18 protein-coding genes are annotated in these 25,775 nt (G+C 72.5%); 13 read left to right on the forward strand and 5 right to left on the reverse strand.

Translation table 11 applies throughout. The features are described from left to right. Window positions 1-3: 3 nt before the first annotated feature. Complete coding sequence (locus IQ210_RS16540; protein WP_194079775.1) at window positions 4-969, reverse strand: ABC transporter substrate-binding protein; 966 nt, start codon at window positions 967-969, stop codon at window positions 4-6. 617 nt (window positions 970-1,586) lie between these two features. On the opposite strand from IQ210_RS16540, the gene IQ210_RS16545 reads away from it, so the two are divergent. The 4 genes from IQ210_RS16545 (at window position 1,587) to IQ210_RS16560 (ending at window position 4,837) form a co-directional block, all read left to right on the forward strand. After that, window positions 1,587-2,810, forward strand: a complete 1,224-nt coding sequence (locus IQ210_RS16545) for an NAD(P)-dependent malic enzyme (RefSeq protein WP_194079776.1) — start codon at window positions 1,587-1,589, stop codon at window positions 2,808-2,810. A gap of 163 nt (window positions 2,811-2,973) precedes the next feature. Beyond that, window positions 2,974-3,939 carry a zinc-binding dehydrogenase gene (locus tag IQ210_RS16550; RefSeq protein WP_194079777.1) on the forward strand — a complete coding sequence of 322 codons (966 nt, stop codon included), beginning with the start codon at window positions 2,974-2,976 and terminating at the stop codon, window positions 3,937-3,939. 116 nt (window positions 3,940-4,055) lie between these two features. Further along, entirely contained in the window at window positions 4,056-4,265 is a 210-nt protein-coding gene (locus tag IQ210_RS16555) for an HTH domain-containing protein (RefSeq protein WP_194079778.1), read from the forward strand. Continuing rightward, window positions 4,265-4,837, forward strand: a complete 573-nt coding sequence (locus tag IQ210_RS16560; RefSeq protein ID WP_194079779.1) for a Clp protease N-terminal domain-containing protein — start codon at window positions 4,265-4,267, stop codon at window positions 4,835-4,837. Before IQ210_RS16555 ends, IQ210_RS16560 begins: the two co-directional genes overlap by 1 nt. Window positions 4,838-5,329: 492 nt before the next feature. On the opposite strand, the gene IQ210_RS16565 is transcribed toward IQ210_RS16560, so the two are convergent. Further along, window positions 5,330-6,418 carry a PadR family transcriptional regulator gene (locus IQ210_RS16565; protein ID WP_194079780.1) on the reverse strand — a complete coding sequence of 363 codons (1,089 nt, stop codon included), beginning with the start codon at window positions 6,416-6,418 and terminating at the stop codon, window positions 5,330-5,332. Window position 6,419: 1 nt separating this feature from the next. Next, window positions 6,420-7,547 (reverse strand): DUF4097 family beta strand repeat-containing protein, encoded by a 1,128-nt coding sequence (locus IQ210_RS16570; RefSeq protein WP_194079781.1) that lies wholly within the window; start codon window positions 7,545-7,547, stop codon window positions 6,420-6,422. 176 nt (window positions 7,548-7,723) lie between these two features. Here IQ210_RS16570 and IQ210_RS16575 point away from each other — a divergent pair, with 176 nt between their 5' ends. Next, the gene (locus IQ210_RS16575; protein WP_194079782.1) at window positions 7,724-8,557 is read left to right on the forward strand and encodes a hypothetical protein; all 834 of its coding nucleotides are present in this window, start codon (window positions 7,724-7,726) and stop codon (window positions 8,555-8,557) included. Between the two features lie 107 nt (window positions 8,558-8,664). Here IQ210_RS16575 and IQ210_RS16580 read toward each other — a convergent pair whose 3' ends face one another. After that, window positions 8,665-8,844, reverse strand: a complete 180-nt coding sequence (locus IQ210_RS16580) for a DUF6104 family protein (RefSeq protein ID WP_003992906.1) — start codon at window positions 8,842-8,844, stop codon at window positions 8,665-8,667. Between the two features lie 180 nt (window positions 8,845-9,024). Between IQ210_RS16580 and IQ210_RS16585 the strand changes: the two genes are divergently transcribed. The 8 genes from IQ210_RS16585 (at window position 9,025) to fxsT (ending at window position 21,716) form a co-directional block, all read left to right on the forward strand. Then, window positions 9,025-9,417 (forward strand): CU044_2847 family protein, encoded by a 393-nt coding sequence (locus IQ210_RS16585; RefSeq protein ID WP_194079783.1) that lies wholly within the window; start codon window positions 9,025-9,027, stop codon window positions 9,415-9,417. Between the two features lie 14 nt (window positions 9,418-9,431). Continuing rightward, on the forward strand, window positions 9,432-11,501 hold the full coding sequence (locus IQ210_RS16590; RefSeq protein WP_194079784.1) for a VMAP-C domain-containing protein: 2,070 nt from the start codon (window positions 9,432-9,434) through the stop codon (window positions 11,499-11,501). Window positions 11,502-11,562: 61 nt separating this feature from the next. Beyond that, on the forward strand, window positions 11,563-12,600 hold the full coding sequence (locus tag IQ210_RS16595) for an AAA family ATPase (protein ID WP_194079785.1): 1,038 nt from the start codon (window positions 11,563-11,565) through the stop codon (window positions 12,598-12,600). A gap of 55 nt (window positions 12,601-12,655) precedes the next feature. Then, window positions 12,656-15,895, forward strand: a complete 3,240-nt coding sequence (locus tag IQ210_RS16600) for an SAV_2336 N-terminal domain-related protein (protein WP_194079786.1) — start codon at window positions 12,656-12,658, stop codon at window positions 15,893-15,895. A 112-nt stretch (window positions 15,896-16,007) separates the two neighbouring features. Then, window positions 16,008-16,214 carry an FxSxx-COOH cyclophane-containing RiPP peptide gene (gene fxsA / locus IQ210_RS16605; RefSeq protein ID WP_228047860.1) on the forward strand — a complete coding sequence of 69 codons (207 nt, stop codon included), beginning with the start codon at window positions 16,008-16,010 and terminating at the stop codon, window positions 16,212-16,214. A 62-nt stretch (window positions 16,215-16,276) separates the two neighbouring features. Then, on the forward strand, window positions 16,277-17,536 hold the full coding sequence (locus tag IQ210_RS16610) for an FxsB family cyclophane-forming radical SAM/SPASM peptide maturase (protein WP_194079787.1): 1,260 nt from the start codon (window positions 16,277-16,279) through the stop codon (window positions 17,534-17,536). Then, window positions 17,530-18,726, forward strand: coding sequence for an aKG-HExxH-type peptide beta-hydroxylase (locus IQ210_RS16615; protein WP_194079788.1), 1,197 nt, complete (start codon window positions 17,530-17,532; stop codon window positions 18,724-18,726). Before IQ210_RS16610 ends, IQ210_RS16615 begins: the two co-directional genes overlap by 7 nt. After that, complete coding sequence (gene fxsT, locus IQ210_RS16620; protein WP_194079789.1) at window positions 18,723-21,716, forward strand: FxSxx-COOH system tetratricopeptide repeat protein; 2,994 nt, start codon at window positions 18,723-18,725, stop codon at window positions 21,714-21,716. Before IQ210_RS16615 ends, fxsT begins: the two co-directional genes overlap by 4 nt. A gap of 78 nt (window positions 21,717-21,794) precedes the next feature. Here the strand turns inward: fxsT and IQ210_RS16625 are convergent, their stop codons facing one another. After that, window positions 21,795-25,610, reverse strand: coding sequence for a multifunctional oxoglutarate decarboxylase/oxoglutarate dehydrogenase thiamine pyrophosphate-binding subunit/dihydrolipoyllysine-residue succinyltransferase subunit (locus IQ210_RS16625; RefSeq protein WP_194079790.1), 3,816 nt, complete (start codon window positions 25,608-25,610; stop codon window positions 21,795-21,797). Between the last annotated feature and the right edge of the window lie 165 nt (window positions 25,611-25,775).

Consider the following 25,775-nt stretch of genomic DNA (forward strand, 5'->3'; position numbering starts at 1 on the left):
CGGTCACTTGCCGCCGTTGATCGCGGCCTTGTCGATGGCGCCGGACTGGGCGCCCCACTTGTCGAGGATCTTCTTGTACGTGCCGTCCTCGATGATCGCGTTGACGGCCGCCTCCAGCGCGGAGGTGAGCTCCTTGTTGTCCTTGTTCACGGCGATGCCGAACGGACCGGCGTCGACCTGCTCGCCGACGACCTCGAAGGCGTTGCCGCCGTCGGCCTTGCGGGCCAGGTCGACCGCGACCGGGTAGTCGTTGACACCGGCGACGGCGCCGCCCGACTTCACACGGGTCTGGGCCTCGGTGTCGTTCTCGAACGACTCGATGTCGATCTTCTTCTTGCCGTCCTTCGTGCAAGCCTTGGACTGCGCCTGGAGGGCGGCCTCGTACGTCGTACCGCGCTGCACGGCGGCGGTCTGGCCGCAGAGGTCCTCGATGGACTTGATGCCCTTCGGGTTGCCCTTGGCGACGTAGACGGCGGTGCCGGCCTTGAAGTAGTCGACGAAGTCGACACCCGGGCCGAGCTTCTTGCCCTTGTCGTCCAGGCCCTCCTGGCGCTGCTTGGTGTCCGTCATGGAGGACATCGCCAGGTCGTAGCGGCCCGAGTTCAGCGCGGTGATCAGGCCGTCGAAGGAACCGGAGGTGAACTTGAACTCCACGCCCAGCTTCTCGCCCAGGGCGTTGGCGATGTCGATGTCGACACCGACGATCTTGCCGCCCTCCTGGTACTCCATGGGCGCGTACTCGGCGTTGGTGCCGGCCTTGATGACACCGGCCTTCTGGATGTCCGCGGGCAGCTTGTCGAAGAGCGGCGCCTTGCTGGAGGACGCGCTCTCCTTCGAGCCGCTGTCGTTGCCGCTGTCCGTCTGGTCACCGCAGCCGGTGAGAAGCAGGGCGCCTGCGACCGCGATCGAGCCGACCGCTGCGAGCCGGGAGCGGGCGGCGGTCGTACGACGGGTGGAGCTTGCGGTCATGGTGGGTTCCTCCGGCGGATGGGTGGAGTTGCCGATGGGGCGGGCTTCTGCCGATGGGGTCGGCAGGGGCCTTGGTTTCCTAGGTCGACGAGAGCACACGCCTTCGAGTGCCGCGACCTCGTGTGATTACGGCATCTTGCCATTCGGACTGCGCCATTCAGGGGGCCAGCCATGTCAAAATCGGATAACGGGTGACCCCCGAACCGCATCAGGTCGGACATCAAGGCCGCACCTCTTGCGGGAATCTCTCCTTCCGGCCGGAGGATCTTCGGCGCATCTCACGATGCGAGCGCCGACCTCCTGGCGTGAACGACGGCTCGACCCGCTGTCAAGAGGGTGTCGAGGACGTGTCCACATATTTGTTCATGATTCATGTCACCGATATGTGATGTGCGAGGTCCGTCATGTGACCTTGCACGTATTGGACTCGTCGCAGGTGCCGTCCGTCCGGTAAGAAGGTTCTTTACACCCCTCATCCGGGGCTCAGGGCGCGTGTGCGGCGCGCCCGTCGTGCACGGCCCGTACGCATCACCGACACAGGGCCGTACGCGGTGCCCGCCCACTTCTCAACCAGGAGTGGCCACCCTCAAACCATGAATATCTAAGGGGTAGAACAAGTGGCAGCGGAGATCGTCAATCCTCGCAGCGACAGCGATACGGGCCAGGACGGAGGGGCGGAGCCCCTCGATTCCTTCGACCCCGCGTTCGCGCTGCACCGCGGCGGCAAGATGGCAGTGCAGGCCACCGTGCCGATCCGCGACAAGGACGACCTGTCCCTCGCGTACACACCCGGCGTGGCGAAGGTGTGCAGCGCCATCGCCGAGCAGCCCGAGCTCGTCCACGACTACACGTGGAAGTCGTCCGTCGTCGCCGTCGTGACCGACGGCACGGCGGTGCTGGGACTCGGTGACATCGGGCCCGAGGCCTCCCTTCCGGTCATGGAAGGCAAGGCGATCCTCTTCAAGCAGTTCGGCGGCGTGGACGCGGTGCCGATCGCGCTGGACTGCACGGACGTCGACGAGATCGTCGAGACCGTGGTCCGCCTCGCTCCCTCCTTCGGCGGGGTCAACCTGGAGGACATCTCGGCGCCGCGGTGCTTCGAGATCGAGAAGCGCCTCCAGGAGCGCCTCGACATCCCGATCTTCCACGACGACCAGCACGGCACCGCCGTCGTGACGCTGGCGGCCCTGCGGAACGCGGCGCGGCTGAGCGGCCGGGAGATCGGCCAGCTCCGCGCGGTCATCTCCGGCGCCGGCGCGGCCGGTGTCGCCATCGCCAAGATGCTCGTCGAGGCGGGCATCGGGGACGTCGCCCTCGCCGACCGCAAGGGCGTCATCTCGACGGACCGCGCGGACCTCACGGACGTCAAGCGCGAGGTGGCCTCCTTCACCAACAAGGCCGGGCTGACCGGTTCCCTCGAGGACGCCCTGGCCGGCGCCGACGTCTTCATCGGCGTCTCCGGCGGTACGGTCGCCGAGGCGGCGGTCGCGTCGATGGCGGAGGGTGCCTTCGTCTTCGCCATGGCCAACCCGAACCCCGAGGTGCACCCCGACGTCGCGCACAAGTACGCGGCGGTCGTGGCCACGGGGCGCTCGGACTTCCCGAACCAGATCAACAACGTCCTCGCGTTCCCCGGCATCTTCGCCGGCGCGCTCCAGGTGCGGGCCTCCCGCATCACCGAGGGCATGAAGATCGCGGCCGCGGAGGCGCTGGCCTCGGTGGTCGGCGACGACCTCGCCGCCGACTACGTCATCCCGTCCCCGTTCGACGAGCGGGTCGCCCCGGCGGTCACGGCGGCGGTCGCCGCGGCGGCTCGTGCGGAGGGTGTGGCTCGCCGCTGAGGTGGGTGAACGTGGGGTGGCCCCGTCCGGCTGTGTGCCGGGCGGGGTCACTTTTTACTTGGCGGCGAGTCCGTTCGGGTGGTCGTGAGGTCCGTGGCAAGAGGGCGTGTGTCACAGGGCTCTCCGGTTCCCCCGAGGCGCGCGGAACCCTATCGTCAACATCATGTTCGCTGCCTATGCCGCCCGCATCGATCGTGACCAGCCGCTCTCCGGACTCGAGTTGGGGGAGCGGCCGGCTCCCGAGGCCCGCTCCGGCTGGAGCGTGATCGACGTCAAGGCCGCCTCCCTCAACCACCACGACCTCTGGTCCCTCAAGGGCGTCGGCATCACGGAGGACCTGCTGCCGATGATCCTCGGCTGTGACGCCGCCGGTGTCGACGAGGACGGCAACGAGGTCGTCCTGCACTCGGTGATCGGCCAGAGCGGTCACGGCGTCGGCCCCAAGGAGCCCCGCTCCATCCTCACCGAGCGCTATCAGGGCACCTTCGCCGAGCAGGTCACCGTGCCGACCTGGAACGTGCTGCCCAAGCCCAAGGAGCTCTCCTTCGCGGAGGCGGCCTGTCTGCCCACGGCGTGGCTGACGGCGTACCGCATGCTCTTCACCAACGCCGGTGTACGGCCCGGCGACTCGGTCCTCGTCCAGGGCGCCGGCGGCGGGGTCGCCACGGCTGCGATCGTGCTCGGCAAGGCGGCCGGGCTGCGGGTCTTCGCGACCAGCCGGGACGAGGCCAAGCGCAAGCGGGCGATCGAGCTGGGGGCCGTGGAGGCGGTGGAGTCCGGTGCGCGGCTGCCGCAGCGGGTCGACGCCGTCATCGAGACGGTCGGTGCGGCCACCTGGTCGCACTCGGTGAAGTCGCTGAAGCCGGGCGGCACGCTCGTCATCTCCGGTGCGACGAGCGGTGACCGGCCCTCGCATGCCGAGCTGACCCGGATCTTCTTCCTTGAACTCAAGGTCGTGGGCTCGACGATGGGCACCAAGGACGAGCTGGAGGACCTGCTGTCCTTCTGCGCCGCCACCGGGGTCCGCCCGGTCATCGACGAGGAGCTTCCACTGGACCGGGCCCGGGAGGGCTTCGAGCGGCTGGCGTCGGGGGAGCAGTTCGGAAAGATCGTGCTGACGAACTCCTGAGTCCGGTTGGTGGGTTGGTCGGTCGAGGGGCGGGTCCGGATGCCGGGCCCGCCTTTCTCGTGCCTGGACTGTCAACTTTGGTTGACGCCTCACGGTTGTCAACGTAGGTTGACATCATGACCGAAGCAACGGATCTCGCCGAGCGGGCGGGTGACCGCGACCCCCGGATCGGCCTGCGGGCCGTCGCCGCGCTGCGCCGGCTCCTTGAACAGCTGGAGTCCGTGCAGGTGCGCAGCGCGCGCAACCAGGGCTGGTCGTGGCAGGAGATCGCCGCGGAACTCGGTGTGACCAGGCAGGCCGTGCACAAGAAGTACGGGAGGCATTGATGTTCGAGCGGTTCACGAAGGACGCCCGGGCTGTGGTGACGGGTGCGGTCGAGCACGCGGAACGGGCCGGGTCGGAGACCGTCGACGCCGAGCACATGCTGCTCGCGCTGCTCGACCGGGAGGGCAGCCGGGCGTCGTTCGCGCTCGCCTCGGTCGGGGGTGCGGGGTGGTTGGAGTCGGTACGGGAGGCGCTGGGCGAGGCCCGTCGGCGGGGCGGGCTGTCCCAGGCCGACACCGACGCGCTGGCCGGACTCGGGATCGACGTGTCGGAGATCGTCGCCCGGGTCGAGGAGGCGCACGGCGTCGGCGCGATGTCCGGCGACCGCGCGGGGGCGGGGCGCTGGTCCGGGTGGTCGGGGCGCCGCCCGTTCAGCAGGAGCGCGAAGGACGTGCTCGTACGGGCGCTGCGCGTCGCCGTCGGCCACAAGGACCGCCACGTCGGCGACGAACACATCCTGCTCGCCCTGACCACGGGCCCCGGAGTCCCCGCCGAGGTCCTCGCGGACCACGGGGTCACGTACGAGGCCCTGACCCGCGTGCTCTACGGCGGGGGAGAGGCGAAGGCGGGCTGAGGGAGGGGTGGGGCAGGAGCGCGGGTCGGAAGCGCAGATCAGGAGCGCGGGGCTTTCGCGCGGCGGCGACTGGGAGGGGGCTCCCTTTGACGCCGCCGCGCTGCTGCCGAGGGGGACGGCATCGCCGGGGTGCCGTTGGGTGGGGCTACGGGGCGGCGTTGCCTGGGCCTACGGGGCGACGTCGCCCGGGCCCACGAGGCGATGCCGCCTGTGTCGGACGCGATGCGGCCGGTACTCGGAAGGCAATGCCGTCCGGTACTCGGGAGGTGCCGTCGCTGCTACCCGGGAGGCGAGGCCGTCCGTGTCCCGAGGTGTTGTCGCCGGTCGCCTGGGGGGCGAGGCTGCCTGTGTCCCGAGGCGTCGTCGCCGGTCTTCCTAGGGAGGCGAAGCTGCCTGGCCCGAGGTGTTGTCGCCGGTCTCCCTGGGGAGGCGAGGCTGCCTGTGCCCTGAGGTGTCGTCACCGGTTCCCGGGGAGGTGCCGTCGGCCCGTGCTCAGTCCCTTCGTGTCCTCAGCAGCGCCCCGATGTGAGCCGCCGCCGTCGACAAGTGGTGGCGGGCGGCCTGGAGTTGGTCCTGGGTGACGCCGTGGTCTCGGGCCGCGTCGCGGATGTCGTCGCGGAAGCGGTCGAGGAGGCGGTCCAGGTCGCGGGCCGGTTCGCCGGTGCCCGTGTCATGGGCCCAGGCCGGTTCGTAGTCGGCGGGGAAGTCCTCCGGGGTCTCGGAGTACTCGGGCGCCGACGCCGGTGCGGACTTCGCGGACTGCCTGCCGTGCCGTTCGTCGCCGGTCCGGCCGAACCCGAAGTCCTTCCCGAACTCCTTGCCGAAGTCCTTCCCGAACTCGCCGAACTCCTTGGCCAGTTCGGTCAGCCCCTCACGCACCCCCGTGGGCCAGTCGCCCCGCGCGAAATGGTCCTGCACCTGCTCCTGGACCCGCCGGGCGATCCGCTGCACCTCCTCCTGGGCCTGCTCCCGCGCCCGCTCCTGCGCCTCCTTGGCCTGCCGCCGGGCCCGCTGGGCCTCCTCGCGAGCCCGCCTGCTCTCGTCCTTGGCGCGCCGGGCCTGCTCCTTCCACTCCTGCTTGACGCGGCGCATCTCCTCCTTGGCCGCGCGCCAGGACTCCTTGTCGGCGTACTCGGCGAAATCCCCGAGGCCGCCGTCCTGAGCGCGACCGCCGTCACCGCTGCCACCGCCACGGCGGGCCTCGGAGGCGGCCGCGCGCATCTCGCGCCGCAGATCACCCGCCGCGCCCCGCACATCGGCCCGGATCTCGGCGGCGAGCTCCGCGACCGACTCCCGGATCTCCAGCTCCAGGTCGGCGAGTTCACCGCTGCGGTCGGCCAGCTCGGCGCGGCCGGCGTCCGTGATGGCGTACACCTTGCGGCCGCCCTCGGTGGTGTGCGTGACCAGGCCCTCGGCCTCCAGCTTGGCCAGCCGGGGGTAGACGGTGCCGGCCGACGGCGCGTAGAGCCCCTGGAAGCGCTCCTCCAGCAGCCGTATCACCTCGTAGCCGTGCCGCGGGGCCTCGTCGAGCAGCTTCAGCAGGTAGAGGCGGAGGCGGCCGTGGGCGAAGACGGGGGGCATGTCAGAGCACCTTCTTGTCGGTCGTGCCGTCGGCCGGGGTGGCATCAGTGGGGTCGGTGGCGTCCGAGCCCTCCGCGGCGCCACCCGGGCCGGAAACGGAATTGTCCCCCGAGTCGCTCTTCGACTGGTCCACCGGGTCGGAGTCGTCGACCGGGTCGGAGTCCACCGGATCGGCGTCCACCACGAGGTGCTCCACACGGCGACCGGCGTGATCCTCCGTCCCGCCCTCCGTCCCGCCCTCCGTCACGCGCTCCACGCGATGCTCCGCGTGGGCGTCGAAGCCGCCGCCGTCCTCCCAGGCACCGTCCGCTTCCGTCTCGTCCTCCCGGGGCGGCCGGTGCAGCAGGGCGATCAAGCCGGAGACCGTGGTCGCGCGGAGCTTGCCCGTGCCGGCGCCGAGGCGGCCGGTGACCTTGTGGGCGCCCCACTGGCCGTGCACCCGGAGGCCGTCGAAGGCGTTGGAGATGGTGCCGCTGGCGGTGTTGGCCTCCACCTCGGCGTCGGCCGGCTGCGGCAGCCGGATCGCGATCTCACCGGAGACACTGGTCAGCCGGACGTCGGTCGGGCCGTTCGGATCGAGGTCCACGATCATCGAGCCGCTGACCGAGTCGGCCTTGACGGAGGAGCCCGAGCCCTCGACGACGGTGAGGTCGCCGGAGACGGAGTTGAAGCGGAGGTCGCCGGTGACGGCCTGGGCCTCCAGGTTCCCGGAGACGGTGTCGGCGCGGACCGGTCCGGAGAGCCCGACCAGGGTGGTGTCGCCGGTGACGCCCTTCACCGACGAGGCCCCGCGGATGCCCGAGACGACGGCCCCGGCGCCCACCACCCCCACCTCGACGCGCGTGTCGGCCGGCACGGCCAGGGAGACGACGGCACTGCGCCGCCAGCCCTTGCGGTCGAGCCACTTGAGGAAGCCCTTCCAGGGCAGGTCGTCGTAGGCGACGGTGAGGGTGCCGCCCTCCTGGTTCACGACCAGGGGTGGGCCCTCCAGCTCGGAGACCTCCAGGCGGGCGGAACCTTCGTCCGTGCCCACGACGTTCACCGTTCCGTTGACGATGCGCACATGCAGTTCGCGCACCGGCTCGTCGAACGACAGCTTCCCGGGCTCCGAGACGGACCACTCGGACATGGCACTGACCTCCCCGTGACAACGACACACGACCCACGACGCCACACCACACACGCCATATCGCGTCTTCTCCCATTCACGATATATCGCGGTCCCGGAAAGTCAAGACACCCGTTCTGGCGACCCTCGACGTCCCAAAAGTGCTCAAGTAACCCAAATCGCCCTAGCGTGTGAGCATGCCGACGGAACCCTCTGCTCCCGCCCCCGCCCCCGGCGCCCTGCTCCTCTGCCGCGCGGAGCCCGAGGCCGTCGCCCCCGCGGCCCAGCTGCTCCGCGAGCGCATGCTGCTCACGCGCGCGGGCCGGGACTGGAGCGTCCTCGTTCCCGAGGGCAGGCCCTGGCGCGACGGCGGCGAGCCGGTCGACCGCGTCCTCACCGGCTGGGCCACCGCCCTCGCCGTCGGCGCCCCCTGGCCGGTCCTCGCCCTGTGGTGGGACGCCGAGCGCAGCGGCTACACCCTGGCCTCCGGCTTCCGCCGCCCCGTCGGCTATGTCTGGCTCGCGAACGGCACCCCGGCCGGCGAGGACGAGGCGATGCGCACGTTCGCCGCCCGGCTCGGCCTCGACCCGGTCCTGGACGTGCAGTCCCTGGACCAGCTGACGAAACCGGACTCCGCCGCCGACGCCCGCGCCCGCCTGACCGGCCTGCTCGCGGTCCTCACTCGCGCGGGCCTCACCCTCCCCACCGGCCTCACCCCCGGCGAACCCGCAGACCGCCTCCGCGAGGCCGTCCGCGCCCAGCCGGACGCCCGACCCGTCGAGTGGGAGGGCTGGCAGGAGACGGTCCGCGCCGAACTCGAAGTCGTCGCGGGCCACCACCTGGCCCCCTGGCTCCCATGGTCCGGCGACCCGAGAGCCCGCGCCCTGGCCCTCGCCCAGATCCTCACCGGCCTCCCCCTCACCGCCTTCGGCCTACGACGCCGCAGCGGCGGCTGGATCACGGCGGGGGCGCTGCTGCTGGGGCACGGGGCGCTGGGGCTGGCGTACGGCCTGAGTCATCCGCGCGACTGAGTGTTTCCGGGCGGGGGCGGCGGAGAAAGCGCCGGGGGCCGGTAGTCCGGGCAGCACGAAAAGCGGGGCGCCCCCAGGGGCACCCCGCGCCGAGACCGTCGTACGACCTACTCGTCGTCCTCGTCGTCCAGCCGCGCCAGCCACGTGGCCAGTCGCTCGACCGGAACCTCGAAGTCCGGGTTGAGGTCCACGAACGTCCGCAGCTGCTCGGCGAGCCACTCGAAGGTGACCTCTTCCTCGCCGCGCCGCTTCTCCAGCTCTTCGATGCCACGGTCCGTGAAGTACAAGTTGCGCTCCGTACAGGGCAGAACAGTTCAGTCCGAGCCCAGGATAAGCGGCCTGCCCACGTTCCCTCCCTCCGGAAGAGCGCCGGGGTTAGCCTGGAAGGCCAACCATGGTGGTTCCAGGGGTGGTTGGTGGCGCAGTGAGGACCTGCCACGGGGGTGGCCGGAACGAGGGGGCTGGGCATGGCCGGTCAGGAAGCGGTGGGTGCGGACGACGTCGTACGGCTCGAGATCGGCGGCCGACCCGTCCTGATGCGGGCGTCGGAGGGAGCGTCGCTGCCCGCCGTACCCGCCCAGGGCAAGTACACGGACACCGGACGGTTCGCGGACCGGGTGGCCCGTGGGGTGGAGGGGCTGGACGATCTGGTGCAGGGAGTCGCGGGCGCCCTGCGCGGCGCGGCGGACGCGGTGCGGCCGGACGAGGTGAGTGTCTCCTTCGGCGTGGAGCTCGTGGCGAAGTCGGGCGCCGTGGTCTCGCTGCTCGCGAGCTCGGAGGCGAAGGCCTCGCTCACGGTGACGCTGACCTGGCATCCCGAGCCGCGGACCGACGACCCCGCGCAGTCCGAGGGCCAGTAGTGCGCGAGGACGCCATGGCCTCCGAGCGCACGACGGAGCCCGCGCGGGCGTTCGAGATCCTGGAAAGCTCCGTGCTGTCGGCCTGTGTGAGAATCCACGACCGCCGCTCCGGGTATGCACAAGCCGGGACGGGCGAGACTTGGGGCTCAGGCTTCTTCGTGGCGCCCGGCTGGGTGCTCACCTGCGCCCATGTGATCGGCGAGGGGGAGCGGGCCGTCGGGGGGTCCGCGAGAGGGGGCGAGGGGGTGGCCGGCGTGGGCAGCGAGGTCGGCATCTCGTTCACCGACGACAACGGCGCGGCGGGCGTCACCACCGGCCTCGTGGAATGGCTGCTGCCCGCGGAACCCGCGGAGCGCAGAGGTGCGTGGCAGGCCCCCGACCTGGCGCTCGTCCGGGTCCGGGACGCGGTCTCGCACGCGTGTCTGTGGCTCAGCGACCGGCCCAGGCCGCGCTTCCAGGAGGTGGCGTACTTCGGCTGCACCGACGAGTTCGGCGAACAGGAGATCACCGGCCGGCGCACCACCCTGCTCGGCGACGCCGCCCGCGGCGCCTTCGTGCGGCTCGGCGCGGCCGACGAGATCGAACCCGGCATGTCCGGCGGGCCCGTCGTGGATCTGCGTCGCGGTGAGGTCGTCGGCGTCGTCAAAGCCCGGCGCAACGCCGCGGGCGGCGGCCTCGCGGTCACCGTCACGCAACTCCGCGCGGCCCCCTGCTACCAGGAGGTCGTGCGGGCCCACGACCGCTATCACCTCGACCGCCACCTCGACACCCAGAACCGGGCCAGCTGGGCCGACCACCAGCAGGCCTGTCTGCCGCCCGGCCGGCACGGCCTCGCCCCGGGCGATCGCGCCGCCCTCCTCGGCATGCTGGCCGAACTGCCGCCGCCCGACGGCGCCGACGTGGCCAAGCAACTCGTCGACCGCTCCCGGGGCGAGGAGTTCGGCTCGGGCCTGTGCCCGGCCCCGCTCGCCTGGCGCGACGGATTCGGCATGCTCTACGACCCGCCCGGTGGCGACGAGACCGCGACCATGCTCCGGTACGTGAGCGCCGTCGCCGCGCTCGACCACGTCCGGCCGCCCGCCCCGGACCTGGAGGAGCGGCTGTGGGACAAGGTGCTCGACCTCGCCGGCCGGCACAGCAGAACGCTGAAGAGCGACGTGGCCGGGCGATACGCCGAGCTCCAGCAGCGGCGCGCCGAGAGCAGGCCCGCCCTGATGAACGGCTCACCGCACGGCGCGCCCGCCGACCGGCCCGAACCCGCCGGCACTGCCGCGGCCGACGTCGAGGCGTCGGCGCCGACCGTGCTGGTCGAGGCCTGGCAGGACATCTGGACAGGCTCGTACAGCTGGCAGATCTCGGTGCTGCGCGCGGGCGGCCGGGCCGAGCCGCGGCACGACGGGAGTGCCGCCACCGAGCAGGAACTGTGGGACGCGATGCGCGATCCGCTGCTCCAGACGTTCCGGTCGGTGGACGCGGGCGGCGACCGCCGGGTCCGGCTGGAAGTCGCCGTACCGCCCGAGCTGTTCGTCCTTCCCGTCGACGCGTGGGAACTGAGCGAGGGGATACCGGTCGGGGTGCAGCGGCAGGTCGTCTTCCGCTACCCGAGCTCGCTGCCGGTCGCGCACCGGGCGCTCCAGCGCAGTACCGCCCGGTGGAACCGGCTGCGCGAAGGCCCCCTGGAGGGCCGGCCGGCCGACTGCGCGGGCGGCCGGCCGCGCACCGTGGACCACGACTGGCTCGACCGGCTCGCCGAGCACACGGTGCCCGTGCACTGCCGGAGCGCCGACGCCCAGCCCACCCTCGGCACCCTGCACGCCGTGCGGGAGACGGGGTACCCGGTCGCCGTGTGCCGCAGACCCGACGCGGCGCCGGCCGCCGGAGGGTGCGCCGACTTCCACCGCGGTGCGCAACGGGAACTCGAACGGGCCTCCGGGGCGGCCCAGTTGCCGGCCCGCCTCCAGGAGCTGCGCGGAAGGGTGTTCAGCAAGGAGCCCGACGCCTACTGGTCGCTCGGAGTGGGTCTGGTGTTCGACGATCCGGGCCATCCGCTGCCGGTCGGCGCGCCCCTGAACGGAGACCTGTGACGCCTCCGTACAAGGGAGCACGACGCCGCACCACACGCCGCTCACCGACGAGGAGCAGGACATGAACGAATGGCTCATCTACCGCGGCGTCGGTGTACCTCACGACGGCATCACCCGGCTGCCCCCGCCGCCGCCCTGGCGCGCGTTCGACGGTGAGCCGCCGCCCGACGCCGCACCCTCCGACGAGGACCCCGCGACCGGCGAACCGGACGCGCCCGTCGGCGACAGCAGCACGCTGCGCCGGCTCGGCAGCCGGCGCCAGGACGTCCGCCTGGACGGACCGGACGCCGAGGAGCTCGACGTCATCAACGCCGCCCTCTATCTGCGCCGCCCCCTCCTCGTCACCGGCCGCCCCGGCACCGGCAAGTCGACCCTCGCGCACGCCGTCGCCCACGAGCTGAAGCTCGGCCGGGTGCTGCGCTGGCCGATCGTCTCCCGCAGCGGACTCCAGGACGGCCTGTACCGGTACGACGCCATCGCGCGCCTGCAGGACGTGCAGATCGCCGCCAACGCGGGTCGGCCCGAACAGGGCCCCGGCATCGGTGACTACATACGCCTGGGCCCCCTCGGCACCGCGCTGCTGCCCGGGTCCCGCCCCCGCGTGCTGCTCATCGACGAGCTCGACAAGAGCGACATCGACCTGCCCAACGACCTGCTGAACGTGCTGGAGGAGGGCGAGTTCGCCATCCCCGAGCTGGAGCGGGTGGCCGAACGGGAGCCGGAGGTCGAGGTGTTGACCGACGACGGCCGCAAGGTCACCCTGCGCGGCGGCCGGGTGCGGTGCCGGGCCTTTCCGTTCATCGTCCTGACCAGCAACGGCGAACGCGACTTCCCGGCCGCCCTGTTACGCCGCTGCATCCACCTCGAACTCGCCCCGCCCGACGAGAAGCGGCTCAGCGCCATGGTCAAGGCCCACCTCGGCGAGGAGGCGGCGGAACGCGGGGGCGAACTGATCCGCGAGTTCCTGGCCCGCGCCCAGCACGAGGTGATCGCCGCGGACCAGCTGCTCAACGCCATCTTCCTGACCCACTACGCGGCCCCGCCCACCCGGGAGAGCCTCGCCGACCTGCTGGTCCAGCGCCTGGACCGGGCCAGGTGAGCGCGGTGCGCGGCGTGCGGGCCCGGCGGACCCCGGAGCGGAGCGAGGTGGCCCCGTGACCGGACCCCCCGACGAGGTCGCACGGCTGGCCGGACTGCTCGACGCGAGCGGACTCGAGACCACCGCGGAGGAACTGGCCGACGCCCTCTGGCTCGGCCCGTACCTCGGCCCTCCCCGGCGGACACCGACGTCCGCCGCGACCGGCACCGGCGACACCGGGGAACCCCCGAGCCGCGCACCCGAGAAGGACCCCCCGGCCACGGACGCCACCCCGGCCCGCCGGCCGCGGCGCCGGGGCAGCAGCGTCTCCTTCTACGCAGACGGCCGCGGCGCCGGACCCCCGGCCCCGGGGCAGGGCCGTGCCGCACGCGTGGTCCAGGTGCGCGCGCCCGCCCCGCCCGCACTGCCGTGCGTCCTGGAATTCCAGCGCGCCCTGCGCCCGCTGCAACGCCTGCAACTGCCCGCCCCGCCACGCCGCATGGTGCTCGACGAGGAGGCCACCGCCGACGCCAGCGCCCGGGCGATGGGCCTGATCATGCCGGTGCTGCGCCCCGAGGGCCGTCGGGAGGCCACCCTGCACCTGGTGCTCGACGCCTCGCCCTCGATGGTCGTCTGGCGGGAGCTCTTCACCGAACTGCGGGGCGTGTGTGAACGCATCGGTGCCTTCCGCGACGTACAGGCCCACTACCTGCACAACCTGCCCGACGGCACCGCCTTCCTCGGCCGCAGCCCCGATCCGCACGGCGCGGGCGGGCCGGCGGACCAGCTGCGCGACCCCTCGGGGCGGTCCCTGACCCTGCTGCTGACCGACTGCACGGGCCCGCTGTGGCGGCGCGGATGGGCCCAGCGGCTGGTGCACCGGTGGGCGGAGTACTCGCCCACCGCGCTCGTCCAGCCGCTGCCGCACCGGCTGTGGAACCGCACCTGGCTGCCCGCCGAGTCCGGCACCCTGCACCGCGGCGAGGGCAAGGGCGCGCCGCTGCGGTTCCTGGCCCGCGGACCGGCGGCGGGCGGCGGGCGCTCGGTGCCGATGCTGCCGCCGAGTCCGCCCGCCATGGGCGCCTGGGCGCGGCTCCTCGCCGGCCTCGGCGGCCGCCCCGTACCGGCCGTGACGGGAAGGGTGTACGCCGACCATCCCGAGGCGGCGGCCCCCGAGGCGAACGCGCCGCAGCTCGGCCCCGAGGAACTCGTGCACCGGTTCCGCTCGAGCGCCTCACCGCGGGCCATGCGCCTGGCGGTGTTCCTGTCGGCGGCACCGCTGGTGCTGCCGGTGATGCGGATGGTGCAGCACACCATGCTCCCCGGCTCGGGCCCCTCCGACCTGGCCGAGGTGCTGCTCAGCGGGCTGCTCCGGCGCAACGGCGACGAGCCGGGCGACTGGTACGAGTTCGTGCCCGGCGTCCGTGACGTGCTCCTCGGTCCGCTCGACCGCGACGAGGCCGCGCTGGTGCTCAAGCACTGCTCCGACTACGTGCGCCGGCACTTCGGCCGCGGCGCGCGCGACTTCCCGGCGCTGGCGGTCGCCCAGCTCGACCGGGCCCGCGGCGCGCTGCGCGAGACGCCGGACGACGACACCGCCGAGGTGCCGGTGCCCCGGCCGTTCGCCGAGGTGCCGGCCGCGGTCGTACGACGTTTCCTGGAACCGGCCCACGACGAACCGGTGGCGCCGGAGACCGGACGGCGACCGCCGGACCAGACCTGGCCGGTGCGCACGGCACGCGCCCTGGTCGCCGACTACGAACGCGACGGCAACCAGAACGGGCTGCACACCGCCGCGGCGGTGCTCCGGCGGGCCGCGCAGGAGTGGGACGACCCCCTGCCCGGTGCCGGGGGCGGCGGCGAGGTCCGGTTCGAACTGGGCCGGGTGCTGCTGAAGTTGTGGTCCGTCCAGCACGACCCGCTCCTGCTCGACGAGGCCCGGACGGTGCTGCGCCGGGCCACCGCGGTCCCCGGCATGGTCCGCGCCCGCGCCGTGCTCGGACAGGTGCTGTACGAGCAGGCGCTCGCCGCCCGCCCGGGCCCGTCGGCCGAGACGCTCGGCGAGGCGGAGCAGGAGTTCGCCGCGGTGTGCGTGACCGAGGGCGTCGAGTACGAGCTCGGCCGGGACTGCGCGGTGCGTCGCGCCGAGATCCTGTTGCGCCTGCACCGCCTCCAGGCCGCACCGGGCCATCTCCGGGACGCGGTGGCCACCTTGGAGGAGTACGAGCGGCGCGAGGGACGCCTGCGCGGCAAGCCCGACAGCACCCTGCATCTGATGCTCGGTCAAGTCCTGCTCGCGCTCGCCGAACTCGACCACGACCCGGGGCCGGCCGAGCGGGCCGCCGAACAACTCGCCGTAGGACTGGCCGCGTTGGACCCCGAGGCGCCCCCGGTCCGCCGGGCCAGGGCGCGACTGGACCTGGCCGGCGCGCTCAGCCGCGTCCCCGGCCGGGACGACGAGGCGCTCGGACACCTCGCGCGGGCGCTGACGGAGGCGGCCGGGGACCAGGCGCTGCGGCTGGCCGTGCTGGTGCGCACCGCGCGGGTTCGCCGGGCCCGCTACGAACGCGCGCGCGACCTGACGGACCTGGACGCCGCCACCGCCGCCTACGCCGCGGCCCGGCCGCTGGCGGCCCGCGACGACGAGCGGTACGCGGACCTGCTTCCGGAGTGGGGCGAGGCGCTGCTGGAGCGGGCGGGCGCCGCGGACGGCGCCGGCCATGTGTCGGCGGCCGTTCAGGTGCTGCGGGAGAGCCGGGCGGCCCTGCCGCGCACCGACCCCGGCTCCGCCCGCCGCGTCCTGGCCCTCGCGCGCGGCCTGCGGCTGCGCTACCGGCACGAACGCGACATGGTCGACCTCTGGGAGGCCGAACACCTGCTGTCGCTCGCGGCGAAGGCGTCCGAGGACCCGCTGCTGCGCGCCCGTGCCTGGCGCGAGCACGGCGACGTACAGCTGGAACTCCACGACAGGACCGAGGACTTCGGGTGGCTGGAGCACGCGGCCGACTCCTACCGCCGGGCCTGGCGGGCGGCGCTCGACACCGGGGCGGAACGGGAACGCGAGGGGCTGGCCCACGCGGCGCGGCTGCAACAGCTGCGCGGGCAGGTCCTGGAGCGGATGGGGCGGCCACGGGGCGCCCTGGAGGCCTATCGGACCGCGCTGGAACTGTGGACCGAGACCCGGCCGGAGGGAGCTGACGCCCCACCGGACCCGGACGGCCCCGACGAGGCACCGGGTGCCGAAGGACCGTACGACGACGAGCAGGTGGACACGGCGGCGCTGCGGGAACGTATTCGAGCCCTGCAGAATCCCTGATCCGGCCGCTGCCACCGCGTGCCAGTTTCCTCCCGGGGACGGACGGGGAGAAGGCACGGGGACGACAGCCGCCGACGAGGCGCGAGGCGGCCGGCGAAAAGAGGAGCCGTACATGAAGGACCCGAACGACTCGGCGGTCATGGTGGACGACACGACCGCGACCGCGTGCGCGACCCGGCTGGTGGACCTGTCCGGGGTCGACCTGACCGCTCTGCGTGGGCTGGACCACCCGGTGCTGGCCGACGTCATCGAGGACCTGCTGGACCGGGTCGTCGACCCGCTGAACGTACTGGCCGAGTTCGACCAGCGGGCGGGCTGACGGCGTCCCGCGGGAGCACTGGACACCGGCCCGGGGGAGGGCCGACGGGGAGGGGTGACGGCATGGAGGCCGGGAAGCACGACCGGTGGGCGACGCATCGCGCGCGAGCGCCCTGGCCGTACGCGGCACTCGACGTCCCGGCGCTGCGCGCCGGCGGCCGACTCGCCCGGCCGCTGCGGCAGTTCGTGGTGAAGACCAACAGCCGGTGCAATCTGGCGTGCACCTACTGCTACGTCTACGAGATGGCGGACGGCACCTGGCGTGACCGCCCCGCCGTTATCAGCGCCGAGGTCCGCGCGCTCACCGTCCGCCGCATCGCCGACCACGCCCGCCGGCACCGCCTGCCGAGCGTCGACCTGGTCCTGCACGGCGGCGAGCCGCTGCTCACCCCGGCCGCCGAACTGGCCGCGTTCGTCGAGGAGTTACGCGCCGCCCTGCCGACGGGCTGCGCGCTCTCGGCCACCGTCCAGACCAACGCCACGCTCCTGACGGCCGAGCGGCTGGACGCGCTCGCGGCGGCCGGCATCCGGGTCGGCGTCAGCCTCGACGGCGGGCCCGGGCACAACGGCCGGCGCGTCGACCACGCCGGACGGCCCTCCTGGCCCGCCGCCGCCCGGGGCCTGCGCCTGCTCGCCGAGCGGCCCGAGAGCTACGCGGGCCTGCTGTGCGTCGTAGACCTGGAGCAGGACCCGGTCGAGACCTACGAGTCGCTGCTGAGCTTCGCGCCCCCGGCCATCGACCTGCTGCTGCCCCTGGGCAACTGGAGCAGCCCGCCGCCGGGCCGCCGACCGGGCCGCACCCCGTACGCGGACTGGCTGATCGCCGTCTTCGACCACTGGTGGGACGCCGGCCGGCGGCGGACCCGGATCCGACGGTTCGAAGAGGTCATCGCCCTGCTGTTCGGGCTGCCCACCGGCACCGAGGCGCTCGGCCTCGCCGCTGCGGTCACCGCCGTCGTCGAGACCGACGGGTCGATCGAGCTGATCGACACCCTCAAGTCGGCCTACGACGGTGCCGCGGACACCGGACTCCATGTCGCCCGCGACGGGTTCGACGCGCTGCTGGACCATCCGGGCTTCGCCGCCCGCCAGTTGGGCCCCGCCGCGCTCGCCCCCGTCTGCCAGGCCTGCGACCTCGTCACCGTGTGCGGCGGAGGCCACTACGTGCACCGCTTCCGCGACGGCGACGGCTTCCGCAACCCGTCGGTGTACTGCACCGAACTCGACGCGCTGATCCGGCACATCGCCGGCCGGCTGCGCGCCGCGGTCCCCGAACGCCCCGCGCCGGACGCGGACCCGTGGGCGGGAGCCCTGCCGTGCTGACCACGACCCGGCCCCGCACCACGGGCGACACCCGCCGCATCGCCGTGTCCACCACGGAGTTACGGCAGCTCGGCACGACCACCCCCGACCCGGACACCGCCCGCCTGCTGCTCGCCACCCGGGTCAGCAAACGCCTGCTGCTGCTGCGCACCTTCCTCGACGCCGTGCCCCGCCCGGGCGAGAGCGCCGACCACTGGGCCCTGCTGGAGGCGGCCGAGCGCGCCGCGCCCGAGGCCGTGCGCGAGGTGCTGCACCACCCCGCCGTCGGCTCCTGGGCCGAGGAGACCCTGCGGCGACTGCGCGCTTCCCGCCCCGACGCGCCGCCCGACCTCGGCTACTTCGGCGCGATGGCAGCGGCGGCGGCCCTGCGCGCGGGTCTCGACTTCTCCGTGCGCCTCAGAAGCGGCGGACGGCTCCTCGCACTGCCCTCGCTGGGCGCCCTGCGCCGCGAGCGGCCGGGCGTCCTCACGGTCACCGCCGAATCCTGGCGGCAACCGCCCGCGGACTGCCAGGCGCTGCCCCTGCACCGGCTCGCCGGCACCACGGTCACCCTCGACGACCTCGATCCCTACCGGGCCCCCCGCCCCTTCGGCCGCGTCCGGCCCGCCCGCCGCCTCACGGCCCAGGGACGCGCCCAGTGGGACCGCCGCTTCACCGGGGCGATGGCGCTCCTGGACCGGGTGGACCCGGCGCGCGCCGAGGAGATCCGCACCCTGCTCAGCTGTGTGGTCCCGCTGGCCCGCACCTCACGCTCCGCCGGGGCGACCGCACCCGCCACCCCCGGCTCGGTTCTGCTGCGCCCACGCGCCCGGCTCGACCTCGCCGCCGCGCTGGTGCACGAGGTGGCGCACGGCAAGCTGGCCGCCCTGAGCGATCTCGTCCGGCTCCACACCGCCGGGCCCGAGCCGCACTACCGCGTGCCGTGGCGGCCCGACCGGCGGCCCTTCGAGGGACTTCTGCACGGGACGTACGCCCATGCTGCTCTGGCCGGGTGGTGGCGGAGGGCGGCACACGCCGGAGTGGACGGTGCGTCAGCCCGGCACGCCCATTATGGGCGTCAAGTCACCGCAGTGCTCCCCGTACTCGTCGGCTCCCGCCATCTCACGCCCGAGGGGCACGAGTTCGTCGGCGCCCTTGCCGACCACGGGGCGCGCATTCGTTCGAGGAACACGGAAGAGGGGCGCCAGTGACCGTCAGGGCAACCGACAAAGACGCCGGTCCACAGCACTTCCTGGTCAGCTACGTGGGGTACGACCGTACCTGGGCGGGCTGGCTCGGGCACCGTCTGGAGGAGCACGGCCACCGGGTCACCCTGCGGCCGCTGGACCCCCAGGCGAGCGCGACGCTCACCGACGCCCTCGCCGACCTCGGCCGGGCCAGCGGCAAGGTGATCATGGTGCTCAGCGACCGGTACTTCGGCCGCGGCGGGCACACCACCCAGCAGTGGAACGAGGCGCTCGCCGCCGTCACCGAGCGCGAACCCGGCCGCTACGTCGGTGTCACCCTCACCAGCGGCACCACGCCCGGCGCCGCCGCGGCACTGGAACCCGTCGAGCTGTGGGGCATCGACGCCCGCGAAGCCGAGTACCGCGTCCTGCGCCGACTCGGGCTGCCCGTGGAGCGGCTCGGCGTCAGCACCGGACGGCACGGCCCGCGCTTCCCCAACGACCCGCCCGAGGTCTGGGGCGGGGTGCCCCGCCGCAACCCGCGGTTCACCGGCCGGATCGAGGTCATGAACCGGCTGCGCGAACGCCTCCAGGAAGCGCCGTCCGGCGCCAAGGTGGTCACGCTGCTGGGCATGTCCGGCGTCGGCAAGACCCAGATCGCCACCGAGTACACCTATCGCTACGCCTCCGAGTACGACGTGGTCTGGTGGGTGCCGGCCCAGGACCGGGCCAGCATGCGCGAACGCCTCGCCGAACTGGCCCCCGCCTTCCAGCTCGGCGTCGAGGCGGCGAGCTACGGCGAACGCATCCGTACCGCCCTGGAGGCCCTGCGCAGGGGCCGCCCCTACGGCCGCTGGCTGATCGTCTTCGACGGGTGCGACGAGCCCGACATCCTCACCGATCTGCTGCCCTCCGGCGCCGGCGACGTCATCATCACCTCCCGCAACCGCGACTGGGCCACCCGCAACACCCAGCTCGTCGAGGTGCCCGTCTACACGCGCCGGGAGAGCGTCATCTTCATCCGGCGCCGGGCCCTGCGGCTGCGCGCCGAGGAGGCGGAGCAACTCGCGGAGGCGCTCGGCGACTTCCCGCTCGCGCTCGACCAGACGGCGGGCTGGCTCGCGGACTCACCGATGACGGTCCCGGCCTACCTCGACCTCCTCAAGCAACGCCTGGACGCCCCCGACGTGCTGCGCGTCTCGGAGGAGTTCCCCACGCCGTTCCCGCAGTCCATCGCGATACTCCTCAACAGCATCCGCGAGGAGTTCCCCGACGCCCGCGCCCTGCTGCGGCTGTGCGTGTTCTTCGCGCCCGGCCGGGTCCCGCTCCGGCTGCTGCGGCAGATCCCCGCGACCGACCTCCCCGAGGAGTACTCGGGCCTGATGAACGACCAGGTCCGCTGGAACGCCGCCCTCAACAAACTCGTTCAGTTCTCCGTCGCCGGTCTCGAGTACTCCGAGCACTCCGCGGAGGCCGGCGGCAGCGTGGAGACCGTACAACTGCACAGCATGGTCTACGGCGTCGTACGGCAGGACGTCGCGGCGGACGAGACCACCGTGCTGTCCCGGGCCGTGCGACGGGTGCTGGCCAAGGCCGACCCGGGCGGCCCGGCGGAGCCGCGCAACTGGGCGCGGTACGCCGAACTCATTCCGCATCTGGAACCGTCCGGGGCGCTGGCCAGCAGCAACCCGGAGATCCAGAACTTCGTCCTGCAGTGCCTGCGCTTCCTCAACTTCAGCGGCGAGTACCGCACCTGCCTCGCCCTGTGCGAGCAGGCCGACCAGCAGTGGCGGGACAAACTCGGCGACCACCACGCCCAGGTCCGCGAACTCGGCTACACCTTCGGGGCCGTGCTGCGGATGCTCGGCCAGTTCCGGCGGGCGGAGGCGCTGAGCCGGCGCATGGTCGACCAGCTCAGCGAGGAGCGCGGCGACCGGGACCTGGAGACGCTGCGGGCGATGAGCCTGCTCGGCTCGGTGCTGCTGCGGATGGCCAAGTACGACACCGCGCGCGAGCTGTTCGAGCACGGCTGGACGACGTACCGCAGCCTGCTCGGCGAGGACGACGCCAGCGCCCTGGACGCGCAGAACAACCTCGCCGTGGCCCTGCGGCTGCTGGGCCGCTACCGGGAGGCGTACGAACTCGACCTGGACACCCTGCGCCGCCGGGAACGCGTCATGCGCACCCGGCACCTCAACACCCTCAGCTCCGGCATCTCCTGCGCCCGCGGCCTCAGACTGATGGGCCGGTACACCGAGGCGCTCTCCCACCAGGAGCAGAGCCTGCGGCTGAACCGGGCCCTGCTCGGCGAGAACCACCCCCTCACCCTGCTCGCCGAGCACAACCTCGCCCTGTGCCAGCGCCGCGGCGGCGACCTCAACCGCGCCGGCGACGGACTGCGCGACGTCTACGAACGCAGCCGCCGCGTCTTCGGCGCCGACTACCCGGCCACCTTGATGATCGCCTCCGACCTCGCCGCCTACCTGCGCGAGTACGGCAATCTCGACGAGTCCGGCCGGCTCACCGAGGACGTCGTCTCCGCCTACCTCCGCCAGCTGGGCCCCGCCCACCCCTACTACCTGGGCGAGCTGTCCAACCTGGGCCTGGTGCTGCGGGCGCAGGGCGCGCGGGAGGAGGCCCACAACCTGTGCGAGCAGGCGCTCGTCGGCATGGACAACGCCCTCGGCTCCCGGCACCCGTGGACCTTGGGCGCCGCCATGAACGCGGCCGCCGGGCGCAACTTCACCCGCCGCCTGGACGAGGCCTTCGCCCTGTCGACGGCGACGTACGACGGCTGCCGCGCCGTCCTCGGCGACCATCACCCGATGACACTCAGCGCCCAGGTGGCCCTCGCCTACGACCTGCGGGACGTGGGGCGCCCCGACGAGGCCGACCCGCTGGAACAGGACGCCCTGCGGCGGCTGGCCGAGACCCTCGGACCGCAGCACATCCACACCGTCTCGGCCCGGGAACGGGTGCGCCCCTACTGGGAGTTCGAACCGCAGCCCGCCTGACCAGGACCGCTCACGGACAGCCGGAAGGCCCGGCCCCGCAAAGGGGACCGGGCCTTCCGGCGTGCCGGACGCAGAGGCCTACGCCTCGAACACCTCACGCACCAACTGCTCCTGCTCGGCCTGGTGCCGCTTCGCCGAACCCACCGCCGGCGACGAGCTGTGCGGGCGCGAGATGCGCCGCAGGCGCTCGCCGTGCGGGACGTCCGCGCCGACCGCCAGGTCGAGGTGGTCGATCAGGTTGAGCGCGATGAACGGCCAGGCACCCTGGTTCGCCGGCTCCTCCTGGGCCCACAGGTACTTCTCGGCGTTCGGGTACTTGGCGATCTCGGCCTGGAGCTCGGCACCCGGCAGCGGGTACAGGCGCTCGATCCGGATGATCGCCGTGTCCGTGATGCCGCGCTTGACCCGCTCGGCCTCCAGGTCGTAGTACAGCTTGCCCGCCACGAAGACGACCTTGCGGACCGCGGCCGGGTCCACCGACGCGTCGCCGATGACCGGGCGGAACTGACCCGACGTGAACTCCTCCGTCTTCGACGCGGCGGCCTTCAGACGCAGCATCGACTTCGGGGTGAAGACCACCAGCGGCTTGTGGTGCGGGTTGTGCACCTGCCACCGCAGGAGGTGGAAGTAGTTCGACGGGAGGGTCGGCATCGCGACCGTCATGTTGTTCTGGGCGCAGAGCTGGAGGAACCGCTCGACACGGGCCGAGGAGTGGTCCGGGCCCTGGCCCTCGTAGCCGTGGGGGAGGAGGAGCGTGACACCGCTCGTCTGGCCCCACTTCTGCTCCGCCGCCGAGATGTACTCGTCGACCACCGTCTGCGCGCCGTTGACGAAGTCGCCGAACTGCGCCTCCCACATCACGAGCGCGTCGGGGCGGGCCAGCGAGTAGCCGTACTCGAAGCCCATGACCGCGTACTCGGAGAGCAGGGAGTTGTAGACGTTGTAGCGGGCCTGGTCCTCGGCGAGGTACTGGAGCGGGGTGTACTCCTCGCCCGTCTCGCGGTTGATGAGGACCGCGTGGCGCTGGCCGAAGGTGCCGCGCTGGGAGTCCTGGCCCGACAGGCGGACCGGGGTGCCCTCCAGGAGCAGCGAGCCGACGGCGAGGGTCTCGCCCATGCCCCAGTCGATCGTCCCGTCCTCGACCATCGTCGCCCGGCGCTGGAGCTGCGGCAGCAGACGCGGGTGGACGTGGAAGGTGTCCGGGATGTTGACCTGGGACTCGGCGATCCGCTTGACGACCTCGGAGGAGATCGCGGTGTTCACGGCGACCGGGAACTCCGCCTGCGGGTCCGACACCGGGCCGGTGGCCGGCTGGGAGACGGCCTCGCGGACCTCGGTGAAGACCTTCTCCAGCTGGCCCTGGTAGTCCTGGAGCGCCTGCTCGGCCTCTTCCAGGGTGATGTCGCCGCGACCGATGAGGGACTCGGTGTAGAGCTTGCGCACCGAGCGCTTCTTGTCGATCAGGTCGTACATCAGCGGCTGCGTGAACGCCGGGTTGTCCGACTCGTTGTGACCGCGGCGGCGGTAGCAGATGAGGTCGATGACCACATCCTTGTTGAACGCCTGGCGGAACTCGAAGGCGAGGCGGGCGACGCGGACGACGGCCTCGGGGTCGTCGCCGTTCACGTGGAAGATCGGCGCCTCGATCATGCGGGCCACGTCCGTGGCGTACATGGAGGAACGCGACGACTCGGGAGCCGCCGTGAAGCCGACCTGGTTGTTGATGACGATGTGGACCGTGCCGCCGGTGCGGTAGCCGCGCAGCTGCGACATGTTCAGGGTCTCGGCCACCACGCCCTGGCCCGCGAAGGCCGCGTCACCGTGCAGGGCGACCGGCAGGACGGTGAAGTCCGTGCCGCCCTTGTTGATGATGTCCTGCTTGGCGCGGGCGATGCCCTCGATGACCGGGTCGACCGTCTCCAGGTGGGACGGGTTCGCGGCCAGCGAGACGGTGATCTGCTCGCCGTCCAGGCCCGTGAAGGTGCCCTGGGCGCCCAGGTGGTACTTCACGTCACCGGAGCCGTGCATCGACTTCGGGTCGAGGTTGCCCTCGAACTCGCGGAAGATCTGCGCGTACGACTTGCCGACGATGTTGGCGAGCACGTTCAGGCGGCCGCGGTGGGCCATGCCGATGACGACCTCGTCCAGGCGCGACTCGGCCGCGCTGTCGATGACCGCGTCCAGCAGCGGGATGACGGACTCGCCGCCCTCCAGGGAGAACCGCTTCTGGCCGACGTACTTCGTCTGCAGGAAGGTCTCGAAGGCCTCCGCCGCGTTCAGCCGGCGCAGGATGCGCAGCTGCTCCTCGCGCTCCGGCTTGGAGTGCGGGCGCTCGATGCGGTCCTGGATCCACTTGCGCTGCTTGGGGTCCTGGATGTGCATGAACTCGATGCCGGTGGTGCGGCAGTACGAGTCGCGCAGCACGCCGAGGATGTCGCGCAGCTTCATCAGGGACTTGCCGGAGAAGCCGCCGACCGCGAACTCGCGCTCCAGGTCCCACAGGGTGAGGCCGTGCTCGGTGATGTCGAGGTCGGGGTGCTTGCGCTGGCGGTACTCCAGCGGGTCGGTGTCGGCCATGACGTGGCCGCGGACCCGGTAGGAGTGGATCAGCTCGAAGACACGGGCGGCCTTCGTGACGTCGTCGTCGTGCGAGGCGTCGATGTCCCGGAGCCAGCGGACCGGCTCGTAGGGGATGCGCAGGGCCTCGAAGATGTCGTCGTAGAAGCCGTTCTCACCGAGGAGCAGGTTCGCGACGATCCGCAGGAACTCGCCGGAGGCGGCGCCCTGGATGACCCGGTGGTCGTAGGTCGACGTGAGCGTCATGACCTTCGAGATGCCGAGCTTGTTCAGGGTGTCCTGGGAGGTGCCCTGGAACTCCGCGGGGTAGTCCATGGAGCCGACGCCCATGATGACCGACTGACCGGGCATGAGGCGCGGGACCGAGTGGACGGTGCCGAGGCCGCCGGGGTTGGTCAGGGAGACCGTGACACCGGAGAAGTCGTCCATCGTCAGCTTGCCGTCACGGGCGCGGCGGACGATGTCCTCGTAGGCCTGCCAGAACTCGAAGAAGTTCAGCGTCTCGGCCTTCTTGATGCCCGCGACGACCAGCTGGCGGTCGCCGTTGGGCTTCACCAGGTCGATGGCGAGGCCGAAGTTGACGTGCTCCGGCTTGACCAGGGTGGGCTTGCCGTCCTTCTCCGTGAAGGAGTAGTTCATCGACGGCATGGCCTTGATGGCCTGCACCATCGCGTACCCGATGAGGTGGGTGAAGGAGATCTTCCCGCCCCGGGCGCGCTTCAGGTGGTTGTTGATCACGATGCGGTTGTCGAAGAGCAGCTTCACCGGGACCGCGCGCACGGACGTGGCCGTGGGCACCTCGATGGAGGCGTTCATGTTCTTCGCGACCGCGGCGGCGGGGCCGCGCAGCGTGACCAGCTCGGGGCCCTCCGCGGACGCGGCGGCCGGCTCGGCCTTCGGCTTGGCCGCGGCGGGCTTCGCCGGAGCCGGAGCCGAAGCAGCCGCAGGAGCAGCGGCCGGAGCCGGAGCCGGGGCGGCGGCCTTGGCGGGCGCCGGAGCGGCGGCAGCGGGCTGCGCGGCCGCGGGAGCCGGCGCGGGCACCGAGGGCGCCGCAGGAGCCGCGGGGGCGGCAGGAGCCGCCGGAGCCGGGGCGGCGGGGGCCGGAGCAGCAGCCGCAGCCGGGGCGGCGGCCGCGCCCGGCTTGTAGTCGGCGAAGAAGTCCCACCAGGCTCGGTCTACCGAATTCGGGTCCTGGAGGTACTGCTGATAGATCTCGTCGACGAGCCACTCGTTCGGTCCGAACGCGGCCGCGGGGTTCTTGCCCGCTTGGTCTGCGTCGGTCGACATGCTCGAGTTACTGGGGGACTGTGGCGACACGGCGGCAACCGCCCTCTTCCGCTTCACAAGGTGATGGACAGCGGGAATAAAGGCTACGCCTCCAAGACCCAGAAGGTCAGGCCGGGCCGGTTCATCGTCGTGTAAGTCACATCGAAAACCGTGTTTCGCCGCTGGAAATGGCGGGAAACAAGCGTGGTTCCGGTT

This window comes from Streptomyces justiciae (assembly GCF_015163075.1).
Lineage (GTDB): Bacteria > Actinomycetota > Actinomycetes > Streptomycetales > Streptomycetaceae > Streptomyces > Streptomyces justiciae.

What these genes read in the sequence shown, in the direction of transcription:
- IQ210_RS16540 (WP_194079775.1), bottom strand. Translation starts at nt 969, where the DNA reads ATGACCGCAAGCTCCACCCGTCGTACGACCGCCGCCCGCTCCCGGCTC.
- IQ210_RS16550 (WP_194079777.1), top strand. Translation starts at nt 2,974, where the DNA reads ATGTTCGCTGCCTATGCCGCCCGCATCGATCGTGACCAGCCGCTCTCC.
- IQ210_RS16555 (WP_194079778.1), top strand. Translation starts at nt 4,056, where the DNA reads ATGACCGAAGCAACGGATCTCGCCGAGCGGGCGGGTGACCGCGACCCC.
- IQ210_RS16560 (WP_194079779.1), top strand. Translation starts at nt 4,265, where the DNA reads ATGTTCGAGCGGTTCACGAAGGACGCCCGGGCTGTGGTGACGGGTGCG.
- IQ210_RS16565 (WP_194079780.1), bottom strand. Translation starts at nt 6,418, where the DNA reads ATGCCCCCCGTCTTCGCCCACGGCCGCCTCCGCCTCTACCTGCTGAAG.
- IQ210_RS16570 (WP_194079781.1), bottom strand. Translation starts at nt 7,547, where the DNA reads ATGTCCGAGTGGTCCGTCTCGGAGCCCGGGAAGCTGTCGTTCGACGAG.
- IQ210_RS16575 (WP_194079782.1), top strand. Translation starts at nt 7,724, where the DNA reads ATGCCGACGGAACCCTCTGCTCCCGCCCCCGCCCCCGGCGCCCTGCTC.
- IQ210_RS16585 (WP_194079783.1), top strand. Translation starts at nt 9,025, where the DNA reads ATGGCCGGTCAGGAAGCGGTGGGTGCGGACGACGTCGTACGGCTCGAG.
- IQ210_RS16590 (WP_194079784.1), top strand. Translation starts at nt 9,432, where the DNA reads ATGGCCTCCGAGCGCACGACGGAGCCCGCGCGGGCGTTCGAGATCCTG.
- IQ210_RS16595 (WP_194079785.1), top strand. Translation starts at nt 11,563, where the DNA reads ATGAACGAATGGCTCATCTACCGCGGCGTCGGTGTACCTCACGACGGC.
- fxsA (WP_228047860.1), top strand. Translation starts at nt 16,008, where the DNA reads ATGAAGGACCCGAACGACTCGGCGGTCATGGTGGACGACACGACCGCG.
- IQ210_RS16610 (WP_194079787.1), top strand. Translation starts at nt 16,277, where the DNA reads ATGGAGGCCGGGAAGCACGACCGGTGGGCGACGCATCGCGCGCGAGCG.